Genomic DNA, 23,241 nt, shown 5'->3' with positions numbered 1-23,241 from the left:
AGCGGCGTGGAAAGATGACCACCATGTGCGGACTCCTGGCCTTCTTCAGTGCGCGCGGCGACGCCGCCGCCCACCGCGACAACATCGCCGGGGCGTTGGAATGCCTGCACCACCGCGGACCGGACGAAACCGGTGTCGAGGTGGTCGGCGACGCCTCCGGCCGGTACGCGGACGGGGTGTTCGCCCACAAGCGGCTGGCGATCATCGACGTGGCACTCAGTCACGAGCCGCTGCCGTACGCCGACGGGCGCTACCTGCTCACCTTCAACGGCGAGATCTACAACTACATCGAGCTGCGCGAGGAGCTGATCCGCGAGCACGGCGCGCGGTTCGCCACCAACGGCGACGGTGAGGTGATCGTCGCCGGCTTCCATCACTGGGGCGAGCAGGTGCTCACCCGGCTGCGCGGCATGTTCGCCTTCGTGATCTGGGACCGTCAGCAGCGGCGGGCGTTCGGTGCCCGCGACTACTTCGGCATCAAGCCGCTGCACTACCTGGAGACGCCGGACGGCCTCTACCTCGCCTCGGAGAAGAAGGCGCTGCTGCCCTTCGCGCACTCCAACTACCAGGGCGACGCCGGGGTGGACGCGGCCAACCTCAGCCACTACCTGACCCTGCAGTACGTGCCCGAGCCGGGCACCCTGCACCGGGACATCAGCCGGATCGGCTCGGGGGAGTACCTCACCTGGACCCCGGGCGGCCGGATCGACGTGCGGCGCTGGTACCGGCCGGTGTTCCGGCCCGCCCCGGTGCCCGACGAGCAGAAGCTCTACCACGAGATCCGGGAGACGCTGCGGGAGAGCGTGCGCATGCACATGCGCTCGGACGTGCCGGTCGGCTCGTTCCTGTCCAGCGGCATCGACTCGACGGCCGTGGTCGCCCTGGCCCGGGAGTTCAACCCGAACATCCTCACCTTCACCGTCGGCTACGACGTGCCCGGCTACTCGGAGATCGACGTCGCGCAGGAGTCGGCCCGGCACCTCGACGTGACCACCATCCCGACGAAGATCGGGCCGCAGGACATGATCGACGCGCTGCCGAAGATCGTCTGGCACCTGGACGACCCGGTGGCCGACCCGGCGCTGGTGCCGCTGTACTTCGTGGCGAAGAAGGCCGCCGAGCACGTGACGGTGGTGCTCTCCGGGGAGGGCGCCGACGAGTTCTTCGGTGGCTACACCATCTACCGCGAACCGCTGTCGCTCAGTTCCGTCAACGGGCTGCCCGACGGCGTCCAGAAGGGCCTGCGCGCGGTGTCCAGGGCGATCCCGCAGGGCGTCAAGGGCAAGAGTTTCCTGGAGCGCGGCACCACCCCGATCGAGCAGCGCTACTACGGCAACGCCCGGATGTTCACCGAGGAGGAGAAGCAGCACCTGCTGCGCCGCTACGACCCCTCGGTGCGCTACACCGACGTCACCGCGCCGATCTACGCGGAGTGCACCGAGCTGGACGACGTCACCAAGATGCAGTACGTCGACCTGTACACCTGGCTGCGCGGCGACATCCTGGTCAAGGCCGACCGCATCTCGATGGCGCACTCGCTGGAGGTGCGGGTGCCGTTCCTCGACCGGGCGGTCTTCGACGTCGCGGCGAAGATCCCGGTGGACCTGAAACTGCCGCCGCGCTCCGACGCCACCAAGTACGCGATGCGCCAGGCGTTGCAGGGCGTCGTCCCGCCGGCCATCGTCAACCGCAGGAAGCTGGGCTTCCCGACTCCCACCCGGGTCTGGCTGCGCGGCGAGATGTACGAGTGGGCCCGGCACGTGCTGACCACCTCCGGCGCCGGTGACCTGCTCGACCTGTCGTACGCGCTGCGTCTGCTGGAGGAGCACAAGCGGGAGGAGGCCGACCACTCCCGCAAGGTGTGGACGGTGCTGATCTTCTGCATCTGGCACGCCATCTTCGTGGCGAAGACCCTCGATCCGGGCATCCAGCGCAACCAGTCGGCGCTGCTGACGAAGCCGGTGGTCGGCAGCATGGTCCGCTGACCGCCGGGCGGGAACGCGTCGTCGGAACGCCCGGGGGACCGGCAGCCGCCGGGCCGGGAGCGGCGGGTCGTTCGGACCAGCGGGAACGGGGGCGGCCGGGCGGAAGCCCGACCGCCCCCGTGGCGGTGGTGGTACCGGTCAGCGGCCGGAGCAGGTGACCGTGGGAAGCGAGTTCGTGCCGGTGCTGTTGGCGACGAAGCCGAAGGTGGTCGTACCCTCCGGGGCGAGCGCGCCGTTCCACGCCGCGTTGGTCACCGTCACCGACGACCCGGAACCGCTCAACGTGCCGTTCCAGAGGCTGTTGATGGTCTGCCCGCCGGCCCAGGTCCAGTTCGCCGTCCACCCCGACCACGTCGAGTCGGTGTGGTTCATGATCGTGACCTCGCCCTGGAAGCCACCCGACCAGGTGTTGGTCACCTTGTAGACGGCCATGCAGTCACCACCGTGCGGCGGCGGGGTGGTCGGGTTCGGCGGGGGAGTGGTCGGGTTCGGCGGCGGGGTGGTGGGGTTCGGCGGCGGGGTCGTCGGGGCGGGCGAGTTGCCGCCGCCGATGCCGGTCACCTCACCGTTGCCACCGTCGAAGGTGACGTCCGAGCAGCCGAAGAAGTTCTCCTGGCTGTCCGAGCGGACCCACCGCGAGTAGATGATGTGCCGGCCGCTCTTGTTCGCCGGCAGGGCGCCGGTGAAGTAGTAGTGGCCCTCGTTGGTGCCGACCGCGCCGCGCTGCGGCGGGTTGGTCACCTGCAGGAACGGCTGCTCCTCCAGGTCGCTCCAGGCCAGCGGCCGGTTGGGCGACCAGCTGTCCTTGGTCACGTAGAAGTAGAACGTGCCCGGGTGGTGGGCCCAGTTGCTGTACCGGAACTCCATCGTGCGGCCGGCCGTCAGGTGGGTCAGCGGCCAGTCGGTGCGGGCGGCGTTGTAACCGCTGAAGCCGGTGTTGCCGCCGCTGCACAGCTGGCCGTCGGGAACGAATCCGACGGTGCGGCCGCCGGCGTCCGAGCGCAGCACGCTGAACCAGTTGTACAGCGAGTTGGCGCCGCTCTGCGCCACGGCAGCGGCACAGGCCGGGTTGTTGGGCCGGATCTCGCCGGTGGCGGTGAGGCCGTCCTTCCAGCACAGGAAGGTGCGGCTGCCCGGGGTCATCGCCGCGCCGTGGGCGGCGGCGGGCTCGGGGCTGGCGGTCACGGCGACCGCGCCCGCGAGGATGGTGGCGGCCGCTGTGAGCAGCGCGGCCGTACGGGAACGACGGTGCACGGGTTCTCCTGACTCGCGGGGACACCACGTCGGCGACCCCGCTGCGAACGCGGGAGGTGGACGACCACTCCCGCGACGACGAGCGGACACGACGGTCGCGGCGACCTGCCCCGGTGGATGGTTGACCCACCGATCGGGCGCGTACCGTCGACGGCCCGCCTGGAGCGGGCCGGATGCCCTCGCGTGGTGATGTACCCGGCGCCGACGGTGCGCAGCCCCCGCACCGCCCGGCTCCCTCATCCCACCACGCCGACCCGTGACGCGCAATAGCCGTCGCTCGATGTCCGGCGGGTCCGGGGCAACCGCCGGCGCGCGAGGACCCACGCCGTGCGGCACACCGCGCACCGGCGGGCCGGCGGGCCGCGGGTTCCTCGGCCGTTCCGGAAGGTGGGTCGCCACCCGGTGTGCCAACCTGGGGCGGTGCCGCCCGCACCGGGCGCGGCGACGCGTGCCGGCGGTGACCGGCCGAGTGAAGGGACATGCGGATGGGGTACGCGGCGGTGCTCGGCGAGGCGCTGGTCGACCTGCTCGACGGCGAGTGCGGCGGCGCGCCGGTCTACCGGCAGGCTGTCGGCGGTGGCCCGCTCAACGTCGCCGTCGGGGTGGCCCGGCTGGGCGGGCAGGTGCAGTTCCTCGGGTCGCTGGGCGACGACGTGCTGGCCGACCGGATCAGGGCGCTGCTGGCCGGCGCGGGCGTCGGGCTGGCCGGGACGGTCACGGTGACCGCGCCGACCACCCTCGCCGTGGCCACCTACGCCGGCCCCGAACCCGACTTCCGGTTCTACGGCGACCCGCCGTCCTACGGCCTGCTCACCGCCGACGACCTCGACGTCGCCCTGGTCGAGGGGGCAGACGTGCTCTACTGCGGGTCCATCGTGCTGCTCCAGCCGGCCACGTTGGCCGCGTCCCGGCGGGCCTGGTCACTGGCCGGCGGGCTGCGGGTGCTCGACCCGAACGTGCGGCCCCGGCTGCTCGACGGCCCCGAGGCTCTCGGCCGGCTCCGCGAGGTCGTGGCCGAGTTCGCCGCGGGCGCACACCTGGTGAAGCTCAGCCGGGCCGACGCCGAGCTGCTCTACCCCGGCGAGCCGGTCGAGGGGGTCGCCGCGTACCTGCGGGAGCTGGGGGCGGCCACCGTGGTGCTCACCCTCGGGGCGGACGGCGCGGTGGTCGCCCCCGCCGACGCCGACCCGGTCCGGGTGCCCGCCCCGACGGTCCGGGCGGTCGACGCCACGGGGGCGGGGGACTCGGTGATGGCCGCGCTCGTGGCCGACCTGCTGCGCGACGGCGAACCCGGCGACCCGGCGGGCTGGCACGAGCGGGTCGCCTACGCCCTGCGCGTCGCCGCCGTCGTGTGCGAGTCCCCCGGTGGGGCGGTGGCCATGCCCACCCGTGCCCACGTCCACTCCCGGTTCCCCTCCTGACCTGTCCACCCCGATACCGGTCGGCGTCGACGGAAGTGGGTGGGTCAGGCCGTGCCGTCCAGTTCCGCGTAGCCGCGTCGCGCCGCGACCAGAGCGGGACGGGCGCCGAACGGGGCCTCGGCGGCCACCCGGTCCGGCGGGGCTCCGGCGGTGTGCGCCGCCCGGATCAGCCAGGCCAGCTCGGCCAGCTCGGCGTGCTGGGTGCGAACGAACTCCGCGTCCACCACCTCGCCGTGACCCGGCACGACCACCGTGGCCGGGGTGGTCAGGCGCAGCAGCTCGGCCACCGCGTCCGGCCACCGCAACGGGTACGCGTCCTCGAAGGCCGGTGGCCCACCCTGCTCCACCAGGTCCCCGGCGACGAGCACGTCCGCGTCGGGCACCTGCACCACCAGGTCGGCGGCGGTGTGCCCGGGCCCGGGGTGGCGCAGCACCACCCGCCGTCCCCCCACGTCGAGCACCTCCTCGGTGCGCACCGTGTGCCCGGGCGCCAACAGCTCCGTCCGCGCCAGCTCGGCGGCCAGCTCGGGCTGCGTGGCGCGCATCTCCTCGTGGGCCTCCCGGCGCAGCCGGTCCGGCTCCTCGCGCACCAGTCGCGCGGCCCGCTCGTGGGCCCACACCGGCCGGGGCGGGTCACCGGCGAGCGTGGCGTTGCCGAAACAGTGGTCGAAGTGGTGGTGGGTGTTCACCAGGGTCAGCGGCTCGTCGGTGACGGCGCGCACGGCGGCGGCGAGCGCGGTGGCCTGCCCGGCCGTGGAGAGCGTGTCGACCAGCAGCGCCGCGCCGTCGCCGACGACCAGTGTGACGTTGACCCGCAGCAGCGGCTCGCGCAGCACGTGCACGCCGTCGGCGACCCGCACGAAGCGGCCGAGCTGTTCGCCGTCGCGGACCATCCGGCCGTCGGTGCCCGTCATGACGTCCGCGCCACCCGGTCGACGAACCGTTGCCGGTCGACCACCGTCCGCTCCACCCGCCCCCGCGCCACGGTCTGGTCGCCCTCGACCACCAGCACCTCGAACACCAGCCGACGGCCGGCGACCTCGACCAGCCGGGCGTGCGCGACGACCGTACGGCCGACGGCGGTCGGGGCGAGGTGGTCCAGTTCGACGCGGGTGCCGACGGTGGTCGTGCCGGCCGGTTGGTCCCGGGTCGTCGCCGCCACGGTGGCGGCCTCCGCGAGGGCGAGCAGCCGGGGCGTGCCCAGCACCGGCACGTCTCCGGAGCCCACCGCCTGCGCGGTGTCGGCGTCGGTGACGGTCAACTCGACCTGGGCGGACAGCCCGGTCGTCAGGGCGTGCGTCAGCTGCTCCGGCATGGCCACAGCGTAGGGGCTCGGTTCCGTGCCGACCACGCGCACGGCCGGATCGCCCCGGATCCGCCCCGCCGGACACCCGCCGGTGGTCCTGCGTGGGAGTGCCCGGGGTCCGCCGTTAACCTTGACCGCGATGTCTGCCGCGACCGATGCCCAGCCCCCCGTCCGGACCGACCCGCCGGCCGACCCCGACGGCGGGCGACGCCGCGTCGTCGCCATGGCGATCTGGTCGGTCGCGTTCGTCGCCGGCTGGCTCCTCATCGGCCTGCCGACCGACCCGGCCTACGCGTTCCTGTGGATCTGGGCGGGAACGATCGCCTGGAACTCCACCCGGCCGTGGCGCAGCCACCTGCGCTTCGCCCGCGACTGGGTGCCGGTGGTCCTGCTGCTGGCCGTCTACAACCTCTCCCGGGGCTTCGCCGACAACGGTGCCGTCCCGCACGCCTACGAGCTGATCGTCGCCGACCGGCTGATGTTCGGCTGGGCCACCGGCGGCGAGGTGCCCACGGTCTGGTTGCAGCAGCACCTCTACCAGCCCGAGGTGCGGTGGTGGGACGTCGCCGTCAGCTGGGTGTACTTCTCGCACTTCGTGGTGGCCCTGGCCGCCGCGGCGGTGCTGTGGATGCGCAACCGGGCGCGATGGGCGGCGTTCATGCGCCGCTGGGCGTTCCTGTGTGCCACCGGGCTGGTCACCTACTTCCTCTACCCGGCGGCACCGCCGTGGTGGGCGGCCCAGAACGGCCTGCTGGAGGAGGTCGCCCGGATCTCCACCCGGGGCTGGAAGGCCTTCGGCATGCACGGTGCCGGCAACCTGCTCAACGCCGGCCAGATCGCCTCGAACCCGGTGGCGGCGATGCCGTCGCTGCACACCGCCTTCGCGCTGTTCGTGGTGCTGTTCTTCCTGCGGCAGACGCGTCGGCGCTGGTGGCCGCTGCTGCTGTCGTACCCGCTGGCCATGACCTTCACCCTGGTCTACAGCGGCGAGCACTACGTGATCGACGTGCTGGTGGGCTGGGCGTACGTCGGAATGGCCTTCCTCTTCGTCGGCCTGGCCGAGCGCTGGTGGGCGGCCCGCCAGGCCCGGCGCACCCCGCTGCCGGCCGACGGGGAGCGGGACCCGGCCGGCGAGACCGGGACGGTGCCGGCGGGCGGGGCCGCCGAGCGGCCCACGCCCGCTGCGGACCCGGCCGTCCGCTGAGCGGCCCCGCCCGCCGGGTCAGCCGCGGCGGGCGGCGTGGGACCGGGCGGTCAGGTCGGCGGCCAGTTCCCACGCCTCCGCCAGGTCCCGGTCCCGGGCGGCGGCACCCGCGCCGCCGGCCGTGTCCGCGTGGACCGTCGCCAGCCGCAGCCACCGCTGCACCGGCCCCTGGACGACCCGCACACTCTGGATCCGGGCGTACGGCACGATCGTCAGCTGCCGGGTGAGCAGGCCGGAGCGGGCGGCGAAGACGGTGTCGGCGAGTCCGGCGCCGAGGACCGCCCGGCTGAGCGGGTTGAGCCAGCGCGCCCGGACCGGCGGCGGGGTCAGCGGCAGCTCGGTGAGGCGGACCCCCGGCAGCACCTCGCCGACGATCGCCGTGGCGGTCGCCAGGTCGCCGACCGGCAGGAGGCGGTCCGGCCGGTTGCGCTCGTCGGACTCGAGGGCGGAGTAGCCGGCCACCTCCAGCCGCAGCCGCAGCCAGCCCTTGGCCCGCCACAGCAGCGGCCAGGTCGCACCGACGGTCTGCACCCGGTCCAACGGGACGGTCTGCGCCCGGGTCTCCAGCAGACCGTTGCGCACCCGCAGCGTCCCGGCGTCGCGGGCGAGCTGGAACTGCCAGTCGTCGAGCACCCGGCGGGCCGGTTGCAGCAAGACCCCGGCCATCGCGGTCAGCGTGCTCGCCACCGCGATGAACGACCAGGAATCCTCGGACAGGAACTGCGCCACCACGAACGCCACACCGAAGGGCAACAGGAACGCCTGTGGGGTGAGCAACTGGCTGACCAGCAGGTCGACGTTGCGGACCGCGTGCAGTGGCCGGCCGGGCGGCGTCGGCTCGGCGCTGCCGGGCATGGCCTGCGGACCCGCCGGGTCCGGCGTACCCGCCGAACGGCCCGCCAGCACCAGCAGCCGCTGGCGCAGCGCACCCGCCTCGGCCACCCCCAGATATGCCAGCGGCGCCTCGGTCTTGCCCCCGCCGACCACCTCCAGCCGCAGCTCGGCCAGTCCGGTGAGCTGGGCCAGCAGCGGACGGACCACCTCGACGGCCTGGAGCCGTTCCAGCGGGATGGCCCGGGTGCGCCGCCAGAGCAGCCCCTCGTACACCCGAAGTTCGCGGCCGACCACGTGGTAGCCGGTGTTGTACCAGCTCACCACCGCGAGCACGGTCGCGCCGAGCGCCAGCACCACCACCATCGCCGCGAACCAGCCGAACCCGACCCGGTTCAGCGTCGACCAGGACAGGCCGGCGATCACCACGACCAGCGACTTGGCGCCGTGCAGCGCGGGGCTGAGCGGGTGCAGCCGCTGTCGGGGCTCGGGTGCCCCGGCGGTCGGTTCGCCGGGCACCTGGGGGTACGGGTGCCAGCCGGGATCGGGCCCGTGCGGCGGGCCGGGAGGGAAGCCCGACCCGGCCGGTGGCCATGATGGCGCCGCCGCGCCGTGCCCGGCCGGGTACGCCTGGCCGGGGTATGCCTGGCCGGGATGTACCGGTCCGGGATGTACCGGTCCGGGATGTACCGGTCCGGGATGCACCGGTCCGGGGTGCGCGGTCGGTGGGCCGGGGGGTGGGGAACCCGCGGGCGGTGGACCGGTGGGGGCCGGTGGGACGGTCGCGGGGGGCGGCGGAGGTGGGGCGGGCGGTTCCAGCCGGTGAGGTTCGGGCGCCCCCGGGTCGCTCACAGGCCCTCCGCCCGGTCCTCGCCGAGGGCGGTGAGCCGGTCGCGCAGCCGGGCGGCCTCCGCCGGACGCAGCCCCGGCACCCGGGCGTCGCTCGCGGCGGCGGCCGTGTGCAGTTGGACGGTGGCCAGGTCGAAGGCCCGCTCCAGCGGACCGGCGCTGACGTCGACGAACTGCATCCGCGAGTACGGCACGATGGACAGCCGGCGTATCAGCAGCCCGTGCCGCACGAGCAGGTCGTCCTCGCGCTCGGCGTACCCCCACGCGTGCACCGCGCGCACGATCGTGACCGCCCGCCAGACGGCCAGCAGCAGGGTGGCCCCGAGGGCGGCACCGAACGTCCAGTGGCCGGTGAAGGCCCACCCGACGCCGAGCCCGACTGTCAGGACGACCAGCCAGGCCGCCATCCGTAGCAGCTCCACCCAGACCAGGTCGGGCGAGATCGACTGCCACCGCACGGTGTCCGGCCACGGGGCGAGGGGATCCGGCCGCCCGGCCGGTGGTGCTGGCTGGTTGGCGGGCTCGGCACCGGTCACCGCGGAAGTCCGTCGTACGCGTTCACCCTTCGAGCGTAGGCGATCCCGGCAGTGGGACGACCTCGCGCAGGAAGGACCGCGCCTCCAGGAAGCCCCCGAGCGTGGCCCGGTGGTCGGGGCAGGCGAGCCAGGTCTTGCGCCGCTGCGGCGGGTGCAGGCGGGGATTGTTCCAGCGCAACGCCCACACGGCGGGGGCGCGGCACCCGCGGGACGAGCAGACCAGGGCATCGTCGGCGGGGTGCGGCAGGTTCATCGCCGCCAGTGTAGGACGACGGAAGGATGAGCGCCGGGCGGCCACGGGGGGAGCCGCCCGGCGACGGGTGAATGGTACACACCCGTGACCGGTTGCTGTCCACCCAGTGGTGATCGGCGATTCGGGGGTACGGGACGGCACGGCGGAAATCGGGTTCTCCCCGCCTCGGCACTCAGCCGGGCATGGGAGTCTTGACAGCGCACCACGCCGCGACGATCGATTCATGCTGTGGAGGACCGGTGGCCCAGCCGACCACACCCGACGCCCCGACGCCGAACGGCACCGTCCCGGACGCGCCGCCGCCGGTGAGCACGCCCGCGCAGGATGCGACGCTGCTCGAACGGGCGTTGTTCGAGATCAAGCGAGTCATCGTCGGGCAGGACCGGATGGTCGAGCGGATGTTCGTGGCGCTGCTCGCCCGGGGGCACTGCCTGCTGGAGGGCGTACCGGGGGTGGCGAAGACCCTCGCGGTGGAGACCCTGGCCAAGGTCGTCGGCGGATCCTTCGCCCGGGTGCAGTTCACCCCCGACCTGGTGCCGGCCGACATCATGGGCACCCGGATCTACCGGCAGTCCAGCGAGAAGTTCGACGTCGAGCTGGGGCCGGTGTTCGTCAACTTCCTGCTCGCCGACGAGATCAACCGGGCACCGGCGAAGGTGCAGTCGGCGCTGCTCGAGGTGATGAGCGAGCGGCAGGTCTCCATCGGCGGCGAGTCCCACCGGGTGCCCGACCCGTTCCTGGTGATGGCGACACAGAACCCGATCGAGCAGGAGGGCGTCTACCCGCTGCCCGAGGCGCAGCGGGACCGGTTCCTGATGAAGATCGTGGTCGGGTATCCGACGGACGCGGAGGAGCGGGAGATCGTCTACCGGATGGGCGTCGCCCCGCCCGAGCCGACCCCGGTGTTCGACACCGACGACCTGATCGCCCTGCAACGCAAGGCCGACCAGGTGTTCGTGCACAACGCCCTGGTCGACTACGCCGTACGGCTGGTGCTGGCCACCCGCTCCCCGGCCGAGCACGGGATGCCGGACGTGGCGCAGCTCATCCAGTACGGGGCCAGCCCGCGGGCCTCGCTCGGCCTGGTCCGCGCGACCCGGGCGCTGGCGCTGCTGCGCGGTCGCGACTACGCGTTGCCGCAGGACGTGCAGGACATCGCCCCGGACATCCTGCGGCACCGGCTGGTGCTCAGCTACGACGCGCTCGCCGACGACGTGCCGGCCGACCACGTGGTGCACCGGGTGATGTCGACCATCCCGCTGCCCTCGGTCGCGCCCCGGCAGCAGGCCACCCCCGCCCCGGGTGTGCCCGCCCCCGGTGCCGCCGGGTGGCCTGGGCAGCGGCCGTGACCCCAGCCACCCCTCGACCCGCCGGGGCGGCGGACTCCACCCGTTCCGGTGCCGTGCTGGCCCGCCTGCAACTGCTGGTGACCCGCAAGCTCGACGGGCTGCTCCAGGGCGACTACGCGGGGCTGCTGCCGGGGCCGGGCAGCGAGGCCGGCGAGTCGCGGGAGTACCGCCCCGGCGACGACGTACGCCGGATGGACTGGCCGGTGACCGCCCGCACGACGATGCCGCACGTGCGGCGCACCGTGGCCGACCGGGAGCTGGAGACGTGGCTGGCGGTGGACCTGTCGGCCAGCCTGGACTTCGGCACCGGGCGGTGGCTCAAGCGGGACGTGGTGGTCGCCGCCGCCACCGCCGTCACCCACCTCACCGTCCGGGGTGGTAACCGGGTGGGTGCGGTCGTCGGCAGTGGCGGAGTCGAAGCCCCGCCGGCCCGCCGCTGGCGTCCGCAGCCGCCGCCCGTCGGGCCGGGCCAACTGGTCCGGTTGCCTGCCCGGTCGGGACGGCGGGAGGCGCAGGGCCTGCTGCGGGCCATCGCCGAGACACCGCCGCGGCCCGGCCGCAGCGACCTGGGAGCGCTGGTGGACATGCTCAACCGGCCGCCCCGCCGACGCGGGGTGGCCGTGGTGATCTCCGACTTCCTCGCTCCACCGCGGCAGTGGGCCCGGCCGCTGCGCAAGCTGCGGGTCCGCCACGACCTGCTGGCGATCGAGGTGGTCGACCCGCGTGAGCTGGAACTGCCCGACGTGGGGGTGCTCCCGGTGGTGGACCCGGAGACGGGCGAGCTGCACGAGGTGCAGACCGCCGACCCGGCGCTGCGACACCGCTACGCCGCGGCCGCCGCCGCGCAGCGCGCGGAGATCGCCGCCGCGTTGCGCGCCGCCGGGGCGGCCCACCTGCGACTGCGTACGGACCGAGACTGGCTGCTGGACATGGTGCGCTTCGTGGCCGCGCAGCGGCACGCTCGTACCAGGGGGACAACGCGATGATCCGTTTTCTGCAACCGTGGTGGCTGCTGGCGGTGCTGCCGGTGCTCGCCCTGGCCGCGCTGTACGTCTGGCGGCAGCGTCACCGCCGGGCGTACGCGCTGCGGTTCACCAACGTGGAGCTGCTGCGCACCATCGTGCCGCAGGGGCTGGGCTGGCGGCGGCACGCTCCGGCGACCGCGTTCCTGCTCTGCCTGCTGGTGCTGGCCAGCGCGCTGGCCCGGCCGTCGATCGACACCCGCGAGCCGTTGGAACGGGCCACGGTCATGCTGGCCATCGACGTGTCGTTGTCCATGCAGGCCGACGACGTGGAACCGACCCGGCTGGAGGCGGCGCAGGAGGCCGCCAAGCAGTTCGTCGAGGAACTGCCGGCCAGCTACAACCTGGGGCTGGTCTCGTTCGCCAAGGCGGCGAACGTGCTGGTGCCGCCCGGCAAGGACCGGGACGCGGTCACCGGCGCGATCGACGGGTTGGCGCTGGCCGAGTCCACGGCCACCGGGGAGGCGGTGTTCACCTGCCTGGAGGCGATCCGGTCGGTGCCGGCGGACGGGGCGGCGGGGATCCCACCGGCGCGGATCGTGCTGCTCTCCGACGGGTACCGCACCTCCGGCCGCCCGGTGGAGGAGGCGGCGGCCGCCGCACAGGCGGCCAACGTGCCCGTCTCCACGATCGCGTTCGGCACCGACGGCGGCCAGGTGGACATCGGCGGGCAGTTGCAGCGGGTGCCGGTGGACCGGTTGGCGCTGGCCGACCTGGCCGAGACGACCGAGGGCTACTTCTACGAGGCGGCCTCGGTGACCGAACTCAAGCAGGTCTACCAGGACATGGGCAGCTCGATCGGCTTCCGGACGGCACCCCGCGAGATCACCCAGTGGTACGCGGGCCTGGCGCTGCTGCTGGCGCTGACGGCCGGCGGGCTGAGCCTGCTGTGGACCTCCCGCATGCTCTGACCTGGGGATGCCTGCGCCACCGGGTGGTCCGGCGTCGCACGAGAGCCACTCCGTCCTTGACCGTCGCCGTCTCCTGCCCGTCCGGGCCGGTGGCCTGACGGCTGTGGATCTCCCCGGCCGTGGCCTCTCACTCGGAGGCGGCGTGCTCGAAGTCCTCGGTCACCAACGCCATGTTGACCACACCGCCGGTCATCGACCCGGCTCCGATGGAGATCGGCACGTTCGCTCCGGGGTTGACCACGTTGCCGACCGCCCAGACGCGCGGGTGGCTCGTCCTTCCGGTGGGGTCGACGGCGATGAAGCTGCCCATCGGGTTCTCGGCGCGCTCCAGCCGCAGCGCCGCGAGGAACTCGTCATGCGGACGGAGGGTCGGTGCGATGAACACCGCATCGAGCGCGACCTGACTGCCGTCCGTCAGTCGTACACCGGTCAACCGGCCGTTGTCGCTGAGAATCTCGGCCACGGGCGTCTCGATCAGCTCCACACCCCGCGAGCGCAGACGTGCCGCGATCTCGGGGTCGAGCGGGCCGCACGCGGCGGTGAAGAACGTGAGCCGGTCGCTCCACTGACGGACCAGCTCGGCCTGATGCAGCGACACCGGCGAGGTGCCCAGCACAGCGAGACGCTGGTCGCGGACCTCCCACCCGTGGCAGTAGGGGCAGTGCAGGACGCCGACGCCCCACTGCTCACCGGTGCCAGCGATGTCAGGCAGCTCATCGGTCAGACCACTCGCGACGATCAACGCCCGAGCGGACACCGTATCGCCGCCGCCGAGTGCCACGGTCAGGCCGCCCTCGGTGTCCGCGACCTGCTCGACCGTGCCGGGACGGATGGTCACGTCGTAGGTGCCCAGCTCCTCACGCCCCCGCCGCAGCAACTCGGCCGGGTCCGTCCCCTCGTGACCCAGCGCGCCGTGCACCTGCGCCGCGAACCGGTTACGCGGCTCCTCCGCATCGACCACCAGCACGCGCCTGCGTGCCCGACCCAGGGTGAGCGCCGCCGACAGACCGGCCACACCACCACCGACCACGATCACATCCCACCGTTCACTCATGATTCCAGTGCACTGGCAAACCATGAGGCGTGCAAAGAATCCTTGCCATATCGGCAAACGGTTATGGGAGGAGGGTCGTCTGATCCACGCATCGCGCGTGTGGGGTGGGTCTAGTGGGGTGCGCTGGCGAGGAAGAAGACGACGGCGACCCAGACGGCGGCGAGGGTGAAGCCCAGCGGGGCGACGTAGCGGCTCATGGGAGGCTCCGGGGTGGCGACGGGTCGGTCCACGGGGACCGCGGGGGGTGGATCAGGACGCACACACACGAAGTCGTGACCGGGGTGGCTCCCGGGCGCACCACGCGCCGACCGTCCCGGCCGTCGGCCGGGTGGTGGGTGGTGGCGGGGAGCGAGCTGGTCAGCCCGGGCCGAGCGGCGGCTCAGCGGGGCGGACGGACGGCCCGGCCACGACTGGGAGGATCGCTATCTCGCACAGCGATCACCTCCTGTGGTCGGCGGGGCCCGGAGTGCGGGGGCGTACGCCACCCGCGAACGCCGATCATCGTACACCCGGCTGCTGATGGCTTCTCCGGCTGGCCGCCGATCCGGGTCCGCCCCGGTCAGGCACGCCTCCTGAACTGCGACAACGGCACCGGTGTTAGCGCTTACCTGCCGGTAACGCCTAGGCTCCGACCGACCGCGAGATCAGCGTGAGAGCAGAGGGGGACCCGTGGCCCGTACCGTGCTGGTGACCGGCGGCAACCGGGGAATCGGTCTGGCCGTCGCCCAGGCCTTCGCCAAGCAGGGCGACCGGGTGGCGGTGACCCACCGGTCCGGCGACGCCCCGGAGGGGGTGTTCGGGGTGCGGTGCGACGTGACCGACATGGCCTCGGTCGACGCGGCGTTCACCACCGTCGAGGCCGAACTCGGCCCGGTGGAGGTGCTGGTCGCCAACGCCGGCATCACCGACGACACGCTGCTGATGCGGATGTCGGAGGAGCAGTTCACCCGGGTGTTGGACACCAACCTGACGGGCGCGTTCCGGTGCGCCAAGCGGGCCTCGGGGAGGATGCTCCGCGCCAAGTGGGGTCGGATGATCTTCATGTCGTCGGTGGTGGGCCTGTACGGCGGTCCCGGGCAGGTCAACTACGCGGCGAGCAAGGCCGGGCTGGTCGGCGTGGCCCGGTCCGTCACCCGGGAGCTGGGCAGCCGCAACATCACGGCCAACGTGGTCGCGCCCGGCTTCATCGACACCGACATGACCGCGTCGCTGACCGAGGAGCGCCGCGCCGAGTACCGCAGGAGCATCCCCGCCGGTCGGTTCGCGGCTCCCGACGAGGTCGCGGGTGTGGTCACCTGGCTGGCCGGCGACGCCGCCGGCTACATCTCCGGCGCCGTCATCCCGGTCGACGGCGGCCTGGGCATGGGTCACTGAGGGAAGACGGAGGAACACGATGTCCGGACTGCTGGCCGGCAAGCGCCTGCTGATCACCGGTGTCATCACCGACGCCTCGATCGCCTTCGCGGTGGCGAGGCTCGCCCAGGAGAACGGCGCTCAGGTCGTGCTCACCGGCTACGGCCGGCTCTCCCTGGTGGAGCGGATCGCCAAGCGGCTGCCCCAACCCGCGCCGGTGATCGAGCTGGACGTGACCAACGCCGAACACCTGGCCGGCCTCGCCGACCGGGTACGCGAACACGTCGACGGGCTCGACGGTGTGGTGCACTCGATCGGCTTCGCCCCGCAGAACTGCCTCGGCGGTGGCTTCCTCGACGCACCCTGGGAGGACGTCGCCACGGCGTTGCAGGTCTCCACGTACTCCTACAAGTCCCTGGCGATGGCGGCGCTGCCGCTGATGGCGCCCGGCGGTGCGGTGGTGGGCCTGACCTTCGACGCCGCCAAGGCGTGGCCCGTCTACGACTGGATGGGGGTGGCCAAGGCCGGGCTGGAGTCGGCGTCGCGGTACCTGGCGCTGCACCTCGGGCCGAAGGGCATCCGCAGCAACCTGGTGGCGGCGGGGCCGCTGCGCACCATCGCCGCCAAGTCCATCCCGGGTTTCGACCAGTTCGAGGAGGTCTGGACCCGGCGTTCTCCGCTCGGCTGGAGCCTGACCGACACCGAGCCGGCGGCCCGGGCCTGCCTGGCGCTGCTGTCGGACTGGTTCCCCGCCACCACGGGTGAGATCGTGCACGTCGACGGCGGTTACCACGCCATCGGCGCCTGACGACGCCGTCCACCGACGCCCGTGGCACCGGATCCGGGGGCGTCGGTGGACGATCGCCGTCGGCGGGGAACAATGGGGGCATGGCGTACGACGCGGTGGTGCTGGTGTCCTTCGGCGGTCCTGAACGACCCGAGGACGTGATGCCGTTCCTGCAGAACGTGACCCGGGGGCGGGGCGTCCCGCCGGAGCGGCTGGCGGAGGTCGCCGAGCACTACCTGCACTTCGGCGGGGTCTCCCCGATCAACCAGCAGTGCCGCGACCTGCTCGCGGCGGTCCGGGCGGACTTCGCCGCCAACGGCATCGACCTGCCGGTCTACTGGGGGAACCGGAACTGGGACCCGATGCTCGCCGACACGGTGGCGCAGATGCGTGACGACGGGGTGACGCACGCGCTGGCGTTCGTCACCAGCGCGTTGGGCGGCTACTCCTCGTGCCGGCAGTACCAGGAGGACATCGCCGCCGCCCGCGCGGCGGTCGGCGCGGACGCGCCGGTGATCGAGAAGCTCCGCCAGTTCTGGGACCATCCGGGCTTCGTCGAGCCGCACGTGGACGCGGTACGCGCGGCGCTCGCCCAGCTCGACCCGGCGAAGCGGGACAGCACCCGCCTGGTGTTCACGGCGCACTCCATCCCGAACTCGATGGCCGCGAACGCCGGGCCGCACGGCGGCCGGTACGAGGCGCAGCTCGCCGAGACGGCCCGGCTGGTGCACGCGGCGGCGGCCCCGGACCTGCCGTACGACCTGGTGTGGCAGAGCCGCTCCGGCCCACCGCAGGTGCCGTGGCTGGAGCCGGACGTCAACGACCACCTGGCCACCCTCGCGGGGCAGGGCGTGACCGGGGTGGTGGTGAGCCCGATCGGGTTCGTCTCCGACCACCTGGAGGTGGTGTGGGATCTCGACACCGAGGCCATGGAGACCGCCAAGCAGCTCGGCCTGGACTACGCGCGGGCCGGCACCCCGGGCACCGACCCGCGATTCGTGGCGATGGTGCGGGAGCTGGTGCGGGAGCGTACCGACCCCGACGGGGCGGCCCTGCGCCGCCGGCTGGGTGAGCTGCCGATGTGGGACACCTGCCCGACGGTCTGCTGCGTGCCGACCCGCCGCCCCGCCTGACCGCCGTACCGACGGGCGGTCCCACCGGGAGCGCCGTCGGCCGCCCGGCGAACCACCTGCCGGCCCCGCCCGCACCGCCATCGGCGTATCACCTGCCCGCCCCGCCCCGCCCGCGCCGGCCGCCCTTTCGCGCCGACCCCGACACACCCCTGGGACGACACATGCATGACCGCAAGCCCGTCGAGAGTTGGCTGACCGACATGGACGGCGTGCTGGTGCACGAGGGTCAGCCCGTGCCCGGCGCTCCGGAGTTCGTCAAGCGCCTGCGCGCCTCCGGCAAGCCCTTCCTGGTGCTCACCAACAACTCGATCTACACGCCGCGCGACCTTCAGGCCCGGCTGGCCCGGATGGGCCTCGACGTGCCCGAGGAGGCGATCTGGTCGTCCGCGCTGGCCACCGCCCAGTTCCTGGCCGACCAGCGGCCGGGTGGCACGGCGTACGTGATCGGGGAGGCCGGGCTGACCACCGCCCTGCACGCGGTGGGTTACGTGCTGACCGACTTCGCCCCCGACTACGTGGTGCTGGGGGAGACCCGCACCTACAGCTTCGAGGCGATCACCAAGGCGGTGCGCCTGATCAACGACGGGGCGCGGTTCATCTGCACCAACCCCGACGTGACCGGCCCGTCGGTGGAGGGGGCGTTGCCCGCGGCCGGCTCGGTCGCGGCGATGATCTCCAAGGCGACCGGGGTGGAGCCGTACTTCGTCGGCAAGCCGAACCCGATGATGATGCGTTCGGCGCTGAACACGATCAACGCGCACTCCGAGTCCACCGCGATGATCGGTGACCGGATGGACACCGACATCCTGTGCGGCCTGGAGGCGGGCCTGGAGACGATCCTCGTGCTGACCGGGATCAGCACCCGCGCCGAGGCGGAGCGCTATCCGTACCGCCCGTCGCGGATCGTCGACTCGGTCGCGGACCTCATCGACGACCTCTGACCCCACCCGGGGCCCGGGGGTGGGGTGGGTCAGGGGCGCAGGGGAGCGTTGCAGGCGGCCACCAGGGCCTGCCGGCAGGCGGTGGTGAGGGGACGCAGGGCCGCGTCCCGCTGCTGGGCCTCGTAGTTGTTGATCGCCCCGCCGGGGGCGGCGTGGCCGGCCAGGGCGAGCACCCGGTCGAGCACGGCGGCCCGGGCGAACAGCCGGCGGGCTCGCGGGTCGAAGCCGGGCGGCAGGTCGGTGGTCCCGTCGGGGCGGCGCAGCGCGGCCAGCGCGCCGGCCAGCTCGGGCCGCCACTGTGCCACGTCGAGGCGGGTCAGCGCGGCGGTCGTGTCGGCCAGCGCGGCGGCCAGCTCGGCCTCGGCCTCGGCCGCGCCGGGCAGGGTCAGCGAGGCGGCGGGGGCGTCCGCCGGCAGCGGGTACACCCGCCACAGCACGGTCTCGAAGATGTCGCCGGAGCCGGAGATGTGTTCCCGCACCTGCGGAATCAGGCCCAGCCCGCCGGCCACCACGGCCTCGCCGGCCAGCAGCGCGGCCCCGGCGAAGTCGCCCGGCCCGGGCAGGCCACGCGGGTCGCCCGGCGCGGGGAGCACGAGCCGGATCTCGTCCGGCGAGAGCTTGGCCAGGGCGGGCAGCGCCTCGCGCAGCGGGACGTCGGTCCAGGTGCCGGGCGAGTCGGCGACGAGGTGTTCCTCGTTGCCGGCAACGGCGTCGGGAACCTCGTCGAAGGGCACGAGCCCGGCGCGCCAGGCACGCACCCAGGCAACGAACCGGCTCGACCGGCGCGGCGTGAGGATGGCCGCACCCGCAGCGGGGGTGGACATGCCGAAAGGGTACGTGGTCACCACCGTCCGTGTCTCGACTGCCGCTCTGCGACCCGCCCCACCTGCCCCGGGGCCCGGTTGTTCCCGGCGTTCCGTCCCGCCGTGGCGCCCGGTTCGTTAGCTACGCGCCTTTCGTGAGGCGACGCGGGCGGGCCCGGTGACGAACGGGCGGGAGTGGGCGGCGCGGGCGGCGCGGGCGGGCCCGGCTGCGGTGGCCCGGCTGCGGTGGGCGGCGCGTCCGACCGGTGCGAGGGCGGGGCCGGAGTTAACGTGATCGGTATGGCGGGGCGGTACGCGGACGACGTGTTGGCGGGCGACTGGCGGCGGCGGAAGGTGACCCCCGAGGTCGACGCGGAGCCGGATCTGGTGGTCGAGGACGTCGACTCGGGTTTCTGCGGTGCGGTGGTCGGCTTCGAGGCCGGCGCGGTCGTGCTGGAGGACCGGCACGGCAAGCGCCGCAACTTCCCGCTGTTGCCGGCGGCGTTCCTGCTCGACGGGCGTCCGGTGACGCTGCGCCGGCCGGCCCGCGCGCCCGTGCCGGCCGCCCGCCGCCGCACCGCCTCCGGGTCGGTCGCGGTGGACGGGGTACGCGCCCGGGTGGCCAAGGCCAGCCGGATCTGGGTGGAGGGCGTGCACGACGCCGCCCTGGTCGAGCGGATCTGGGGCGACGACCTGCGGATCGAGGGCGTCGTGGTGGAGCCGCTCGACGGCATCGACGCCCTCGACGCGCAGATCCGCGACTTCGGCCCCGGACCGGGTCGCCGCCTCGGCGTGCTGGTCGACCACCTGGTGCCCGGCTCGAAGGAGAGCCGGATCGTGGCCCGGGTGACGTCGCCGCACGTCCTGGTCACCGGGCACCCGTACGTCGACGTGTGGCAGGCGGTCCGGCCGAAGGCGCTGGGCATCGCGGCGTGGCCGGTGGTGCCGCCGGGGCGGCCGTGGAAGGAAGGGGTCTGCGCGGCGCTCGGCGTGGCCGAACCGGCGGACATGTGGCGGCTCATCCTGTCCCGGGTGGACAGTTTCGCCGACGTGGAGACCCCGCTGATCAACGCGATGGAACGGCTGATCGACTTCGTCACCGAACCGGCCTGACGCGCTCCGGTCGCCCGGCGTGGCCCGGACCGCCAGTCAGGGCTGCCGGTCCGGGCCGGGGCCGGCAAGCAAGACCGCCAGGGCCGCCGGTCAGGGTGGTGGATCAGGGCTCGTCGTCGGGGGATCGGGTGAAGACGAAGGTGGCGATGTCCAGAGCCACCGGGAAGCCCGTGCCGTCGCGCAGGACCGTCAGCACCTCGCCGTGCTCCGGGCCGCTGCGGCCCCGCCAGCGGTCGACGCCCTCCGGGGCGTACCGGCTGACCCGTTCGCCGCGCAGGTGGCCCACCAACTCGCCGGCCGCGTGGTCCCAGGTGACGTCCAGCGGGATGCCCATCCACCACCAGCGACCCGTCAGCGGGGCCACGTCGGCCGGGGGCGGGGCGTCGGCCGGCTGCCACGGCCGGGGAGCCGTCGGTTCGGCGTCCAGCACGGTGGTGAGGACCCGCTGGCCGAGCCCGCCGATGCCGCCGGTGCGGAAGCCGTACGAGTTGGCGAAGCCGACCACCCCGGTGCGGCTGGCCCGGTGCACCGTCAGGACGGCCACGTACCCGGGCATGGAGCCGCCGTGCCCGACGTACACCCGGTCGCCGTCGCGGTAGAGCTGCACGCCGAGCCCGTGCCCGCCGCGCCAGGACTCCAGGTCGTTGATCACCACGGGGGCGCACATCTCGGTGAGGGTGTCGGGGGCCAGGACCGTCGGGTCGGGGTCGGCCAGGAAGGCCGCCCAGCGGGCCAGGTCCGCCACCGTCGACCAGAGCTGCCCGGCCGGCGCCATCGCCCTGGTGTCGGTACGCGGCTCCTCGCGCATCGTGTCCCGCCACGGGTGGCGCACCCAACCCCGGGCGTACGGCTCGGTGGCCGCGTACGTGGTGCGCCGCATGCCCAGCGGTTCGAGGATCCGTTCGCGGACCAGCTCGGACCACGGTGTGCCGGTGAGCTGGTGCAGCACCCCGCCGAGCAGCCCGTACGCCAGGTTGGAGTAGTGGTAGGCGCGGTACGGCGGCAGGGCTACCTTGGCGGGGGTGACCCCGGCGAGCAGGGTGGCCAGGTCGACGCCCTCGCTGCGTTCCCACCAGGGGCCGTCGGGCTCGCGTTGCAGGCCACTGGCGTGCCCGAGCAGGTGACGCAGGGCGAGCGCGCCGGCGGCGGTGCCCGGCAGGTGCCGGTCGAGGGGGTCGTCGAGGGTCAACCGGCCGGCGTCACGTTCCTGCATGATCAGCACCGCCGTCATGGTCTTGCTGATCGAGCCGATCCGGTACTGCAGGTCGGCGTGGGGGTGTGGGTGCCCGCCCGCGGTGGCCAGGTGCGTGAGCGCGCCGTCGCGGACCACGCCGACGGCCAGCGACGGGGTGCGGCCCTCGGCCTGGGCGGTGGCGACGAGATTGTCGACCTCGCGGGCGGTGCCGGGCGACAGGGGCAACGGATCCTCCTCGATCGGGTGGCCGGGAAGCGCACCGATCATGACAGTTCGATGACACGAGCGCGGGCGTGTCACGATCGGGTGGTGGACGCCGTGTTCTGGATCGTGCTGGGTGTGGTACTGGCGGTCGCCGAGATCTTCACGGCGACGCTGTTTCTGATCATGTTCGCGGTCGGCGCGTTCGCCGCGGCGGGCGCCGCGGCGCTCGGCGCTCCCGTGGCGGTGCAGGCGGTCGTGTTCGCCGTGGTGTCGGCCCTGACGGTGCTGGCGGCCCGGCCGACGATCCAGCGGCACCGTCGCTCGGCGGTCGAGAGCGGCGAGACGCCGTTCGGGGTCGAGGCGATCGAGGGATCCACGGCCCTGGTGCTGGAGACGGTCGACGCCGACCGGGGCATGGTGAAGATCGACGGCGAGATGTGGAGCGCCCGTTCCTACGACGCCACGCAGGCTTTCGCGCCCGGTGACCGGGTGCAGGTCATCCAGGTTCGGGGAGCGGTGGCCCTGGTCTGGCGTGACGACTCCATCATTGGGCAACTTCCTGAAGTGGAAAGGTGAGCGGATGGAATTCATCCTCCCCGTCCTGTTGATAGCGCTCGCGTTGATCGGCGTCATCACGTTGGCCAAGGCGGTGCGGATCGTTCCGCAGCAGCGGCAGGACGTGGTCGAGCGGCTCGGTAAGTACAAGCGCACCCTGAATCCGGGCCTGAACCTGCTGGTGCCGTTCGTCGACGCGGTGCGAACCAAGGTCGACATGCGCGAGCAGGTGGTCAGTTTCGAACCGCAGCCGGTGATCACCTCCGACAACCTGGTCGTCTCGATCGACACGGTGCTCTACTTCAAGGTGGTCGACTCGGTGCGGGCGACCTACGAGATCGCCAACTTCCTCCAGGCGATCGAGCAGCTCACCGTCACCACGCTGCGTAACGTGATCGGTTCGCTGGATCTGGAGCGGGCGCTGACCAGCCGCGACGAGATCAACCGGCACCTGTCCGGGGTGCTGGACGAGACCACCGGCCGGTGGGGCATCAAGGTGACCCGGGTGGAGATCAAGGCGATCGAGCCGCCGCCGAGCATCCGCGACTCGATGGAGAAGCAGATGCGCGCCGAGCGGGACCGCCGGGCGGCGATTCTCACCGCCGAGGGGCACAAGCAGTCGCAGATCCTCACCGCCGAGGGTGACAAGCAGTCCGCGGTGTTGCGGGCCGACGGTGACCGGCAGGCCCGGATCCTGCAGGCCGAGGGGCAGGCGAAGGCGATCCGGACCGTGTTCGACGCGATCCACACCGCCAACCCGAGCCAGAAGGTGCTGGCCTACCAGTACCTTCAGGCCCTGCCGCAGATCGCCAACGGCACCGCCAACAAGGTGTGGATCGTGCCGGCGGAACTGACCAAGGCCCTGGAGGGCATGGGCGGTGCGCTGGGCGGGCTGAGCCAGATGGTGGGTGACTCCCCGTCGCCGCAGGCGGCCGACGACGCCAGCGCCGTCGAGCGGGAGGCGGTCGAGGCGGCCGAGGCCGCGGCGGCGGCAGCGGCGCAGATCCACGACGAGGTACGCGTGGCCGAGGCGCAGGCCAGCGGTGGCAAGCAGCCGCAGGGGTTGCCGGCCCCGGAGCCGGTGTCCCCGACGAGCCTGGTCGCCGACCCGGCGCAGGAGCGTGACCGGGCCTGACCGGCTGCCGGGGATAAATGCGAGAAGTTCTCACGAGGCGCTCCGCT

Annotated in this window: 22 protein-coding genes; 13 read left to right on the top strand and 9 right to left on the bottom strand. The window is 73.3% G+C overall.

Annotation, left to right across the window (positions count from 1 at the left end; all coding sequences use genetic code 11):
• Positions 1-23: 23 nt before the first annotated feature.
• A complete protein-coding gene (gene asnB, locus GA0070616_RS03485; RefSeq protein WP_091089797.1) occupies positions 24-1,985 on the top strand; it encodes an asparagine synthase (glutamine-hydrolyzing) in 1,962 nt (653 codons plus the stop codon).
• Between the two features lie 138 nt (positions 1,986-2,123).
• Here the strand turns inward: asnB and GA0070616_RS03480 are convergent, their stop codons facing one another.
• Entirely contained in the window at positions 2,124-3,239 is a 1,116-nt protein-coding gene (locus GA0070616_RS03480) for a lytic polysaccharide monooxygenase (protein WP_091076097.1), read from the bottom strand.
• A 485-nt stretch (positions 3,240-3,724) separates the two neighbouring features.
• Between GA0070616_RS03480 and GA0070616_RS03475 the strand changes: the two genes are divergently transcribed.
• Positions 3,725-4,660 (top strand): carbohydrate kinase family protein, encoded by a 936-nt coding sequence (locus GA0070616_RS03475; RefSeq protein WP_091089793.1) that lies wholly within the window; start codon positions 3,725-3,727, stop codon positions 4,658-4,660.
• A gap of 44 nt (positions 4,661-4,704) precedes the next feature.
• Here GA0070616_RS03475 and GA0070616_RS03470 read toward each other — a convergent pair whose 3' ends face one another.
• Both GA0070616_RS03470 and GA0070616_RS03465 read right to left on the bottom strand, forming a co-directional pair.
• A complete protein-coding gene (locus GA0070616_RS03470; RefSeq protein ID WP_245712641.1) occupies positions 4,705-5,574 on the bottom strand; it encodes an MBL fold metallo-hydrolase in 870 nt (289 codons plus the stop codon).
• Positions 5,571-5,975, bottom strand: coding sequence for a thioesterase family protein (locus tag GA0070616_RS03465; RefSeq protein ID WP_091089786.1), 405 nt, complete (start codon positions 5,973-5,975; stop codon positions 5,571-5,573). Before GA0070616_RS03465 ends, GA0070616_RS03470 begins: the two co-directional genes overlap by 4 nt.
• 130 nt (positions 5,976-6,105) lie before the next feature.
• Here GA0070616_RS03465 and GA0070616_RS03460 point away from each other — a divergent pair, with 130 nt between their 5' ends.
• A complete protein-coding gene (locus GA0070616_RS03460) occupies positions 6,106-7,170 on the top strand; it encodes a phosphatase PAP2 family protein (RefSeq protein WP_091076093.1) in 1,065 nt (354 codons plus the stop codon).
• An 18-nt stretch (positions 7,171-7,188) separates the two neighbouring features.
• Here the strand turns inward: GA0070616_RS03460 and GA0070616_RS03455 are convergent, their stop codons facing one another.
• The 3 genes from GA0070616_RS03455 to GA0070616_RS03445 form a co-directional block, all read right to left on the bottom strand.
• Positions 7,189-8,706: a PH domain-containing protein gene (locus GA0070616_RS03455; protein ID WP_425412923.1), complete on the bottom strand. Its 1,518-nt coding sequence runs from the start codon at positions 8,704-8,706 to the stop codon at positions 7,189-7,191.
• Positions 8,707-8,849: 143 nt separating this feature from the next.
• Complete coding sequence (locus GA0070616_RS03450) at positions 8,850-9,386, bottom strand: PH domain-containing protein (protein ID WP_091076086.1); 537 nt, start codon at positions 9,384-9,386, stop codon at positions 8,850-8,852.
• A gap of 22 nt (positions 9,387-9,408) precedes the next feature.
• Entirely contained in the window at positions 9,409-9,639 is a 231-nt protein-coding gene (locus GA0070616_RS03445; protein WP_091076083.1) for a hypothetical protein, read from the bottom strand.
• Positions 9,640-9,878: 239 nt separating this feature from the next.
• Here GA0070616_RS03445 and GA0070616_RS03440 point away from each other — a divergent pair, with 239 nt between their 5' ends.
• From GA0070616_RS03440 to GA0070616_RS03430, 3 genes are read left to right on the top strand one after another with little or no spacing between them, the layout of a single operon-like run.
• Entirely contained in the window at positions 9,879-10,988 is a 1,110-nt protein-coding gene (locus tag GA0070616_RS03440; RefSeq protein WP_091076080.1) for an AAA family ATPase, read from the top strand.
• Positions 10,967-11,974 carry a DUF58 domain-containing protein gene (locus GA0070616_RS03435; protein WP_091076077.1) on the top strand — a complete coding sequence of 336 codons (1,008 nt, stop codon included), beginning with the start codon at positions 10,967-10,969 and terminating at the stop codon, positions 11,972-11,974. Before GA0070616_RS03440 ends, GA0070616_RS03435 begins: the two co-directional genes overlap by 22 nt.
• The gene (locus tag GA0070616_RS03430) at positions 11,971-12,921 is read left to right on the top strand and encodes a VWA domain-containing protein (protein WP_091076073.1); all 951 of its coding nucleotides are present in this window, start codon (positions 11,971-11,973) and stop codon (positions 12,919-12,921) included. Before GA0070616_RS03435 ends, GA0070616_RS03430 begins: the two co-directional genes overlap by 4 nt.
• A gap of 127 nt (positions 12,922-13,048) precedes the next feature.
• On the opposite strand, the gene GA0070616_RS03425 is transcribed toward GA0070616_RS03430, so the two are convergent.
• Entirely contained in the window at positions 13,049-13,975 is a 927-nt protein-coding gene (locus GA0070616_RS03425) for an NAD(P)/FAD-dependent oxidoreductase (protein WP_091076070.1), read from the bottom strand.
• A gap of 669 nt (positions 13,976-14,644) precedes the next feature.
• Between GA0070616_RS03425 and fabG the strand changes: the two genes are divergently transcribed.
• The 4 genes from fabG to GA0070616_RS03405 all read left to right on the top strand — a co-directional run bounded on the left by fabG (position 14,645) and on the right by GA0070616_RS03405 (position 18,189).
• Entirely contained in the window at positions 14,645-15,349 is a 705-nt protein-coding gene (gene fabG / locus GA0070616_RS03420) for a 3-oxoacyl-ACP reductase FabG (protein ID WP_091076067.1), read from the top strand.
• A gap of 19 nt (positions 15,350-15,368) precedes the next feature.
• Positions 15,369-16,136, top strand: a complete 768-nt coding sequence (gene fabI, locus GA0070616_RS03415; protein WP_091076063.1) for an enoyl-ACP reductase FabI — start codon at positions 15,369-15,371, stop codon at positions 16,134-16,136.
• An 80-nt stretch (positions 16,137-16,216) separates the two neighbouring features.
• Complete coding sequence (locus GA0070616_RS03410; RefSeq protein ID WP_091076058.1) at positions 16,217-17,248, top strand: ferrochelatase; 1,032 nt, start codon at positions 16,217-16,219, stop codon at positions 17,246-17,248.
• Positions 17,249-17,409: 161 nt separating this feature from the next.
• Positions 17,410-18,189, top strand: a complete 780-nt coding sequence (locus GA0070616_RS03405; protein ID WP_091089784.1) for an HAD-IIA family hydrolase — start codon at positions 17,410-17,412, stop codon at positions 18,187-18,189.
• A 29-nt stretch (positions 18,190-18,218) separates the two neighbouring features.
• Here the strand turns inward: GA0070616_RS03405 and GA0070616_RS03400 are convergent, their stop codons facing one another.
• Entirely contained in the window at positions 18,219-19,013 is a 795-nt protein-coding gene (locus tag GA0070616_RS03400) for a hypothetical protein (protein WP_091076055.1), read from the bottom strand.
• A 279-nt stretch (positions 19,014-19,292) separates the two neighbouring features.
• Here GA0070616_RS03400 and GA0070616_RS03395 point away from each other — a divergent pair, with 279 nt between their 5' ends.
• On the top strand, positions 19,293-20,105 hold the full coding sequence (locus GA0070616_RS03395) for a DUF3097 domain-containing protein (protein ID WP_091076050.1): 813 nt from the start codon (positions 19,293-19,295) through the stop codon (positions 20,103-20,105).
• Positions 20,106-20,208: 103 nt separating this feature from the next.
• On the opposite strand, the gene GA0070616_RS03390 is transcribed toward GA0070616_RS03395, so the two are convergent.
• On the bottom strand, positions 20,209-21,525 hold the full coding sequence (locus tag GA0070616_RS03390; RefSeq protein ID WP_091089781.1) for a serine hydrolase domain-containing protein: 1,317 nt from the start codon (positions 21,523-21,525) through the stop codon (positions 20,209-20,211).
• Positions 21,526-21,609: 84 nt separating this feature from the next.
• On the opposite strand from GA0070616_RS03390, the gene GA0070616_RS03385 reads away from it, so the two are divergent.
• Positions 21,610-22,080 (top strand): NfeD family protein, encoded by a 471-nt coding sequence (locus tag GA0070616_RS03385; RefSeq protein ID WP_091076047.1) that lies wholly within the window; start codon positions 21,610-21,612, stop codon positions 22,078-22,080.
• Between the two features lie 4 nt (positions 22,081-22,084).
• Complete coding sequence (locus tag GA0070616_RS03380; RefSeq protein WP_091076043.1) at positions 22,085-23,194, top strand: SPFH domain-containing protein; 1,110 nt, start codon at positions 22,085-22,087, stop codon at positions 23,192-23,194.
• The last annotated feature ends 47 nt before the right edge of the window (positions 23,195-23,241 follow it).

Source organism: Micromonospora nigra (assembly GCF_900091585.1).
In the GTDB taxonomy this organism is placed as follows: Bacteria; Actinomycetota; Actinomycetes; order Mycobacteriales; family Micromonosporaceae; genus Micromonospora; species Micromonospora nigra.
This window is presented reverse-complemented; position numbering and strand designations above follow the sequence as displayed.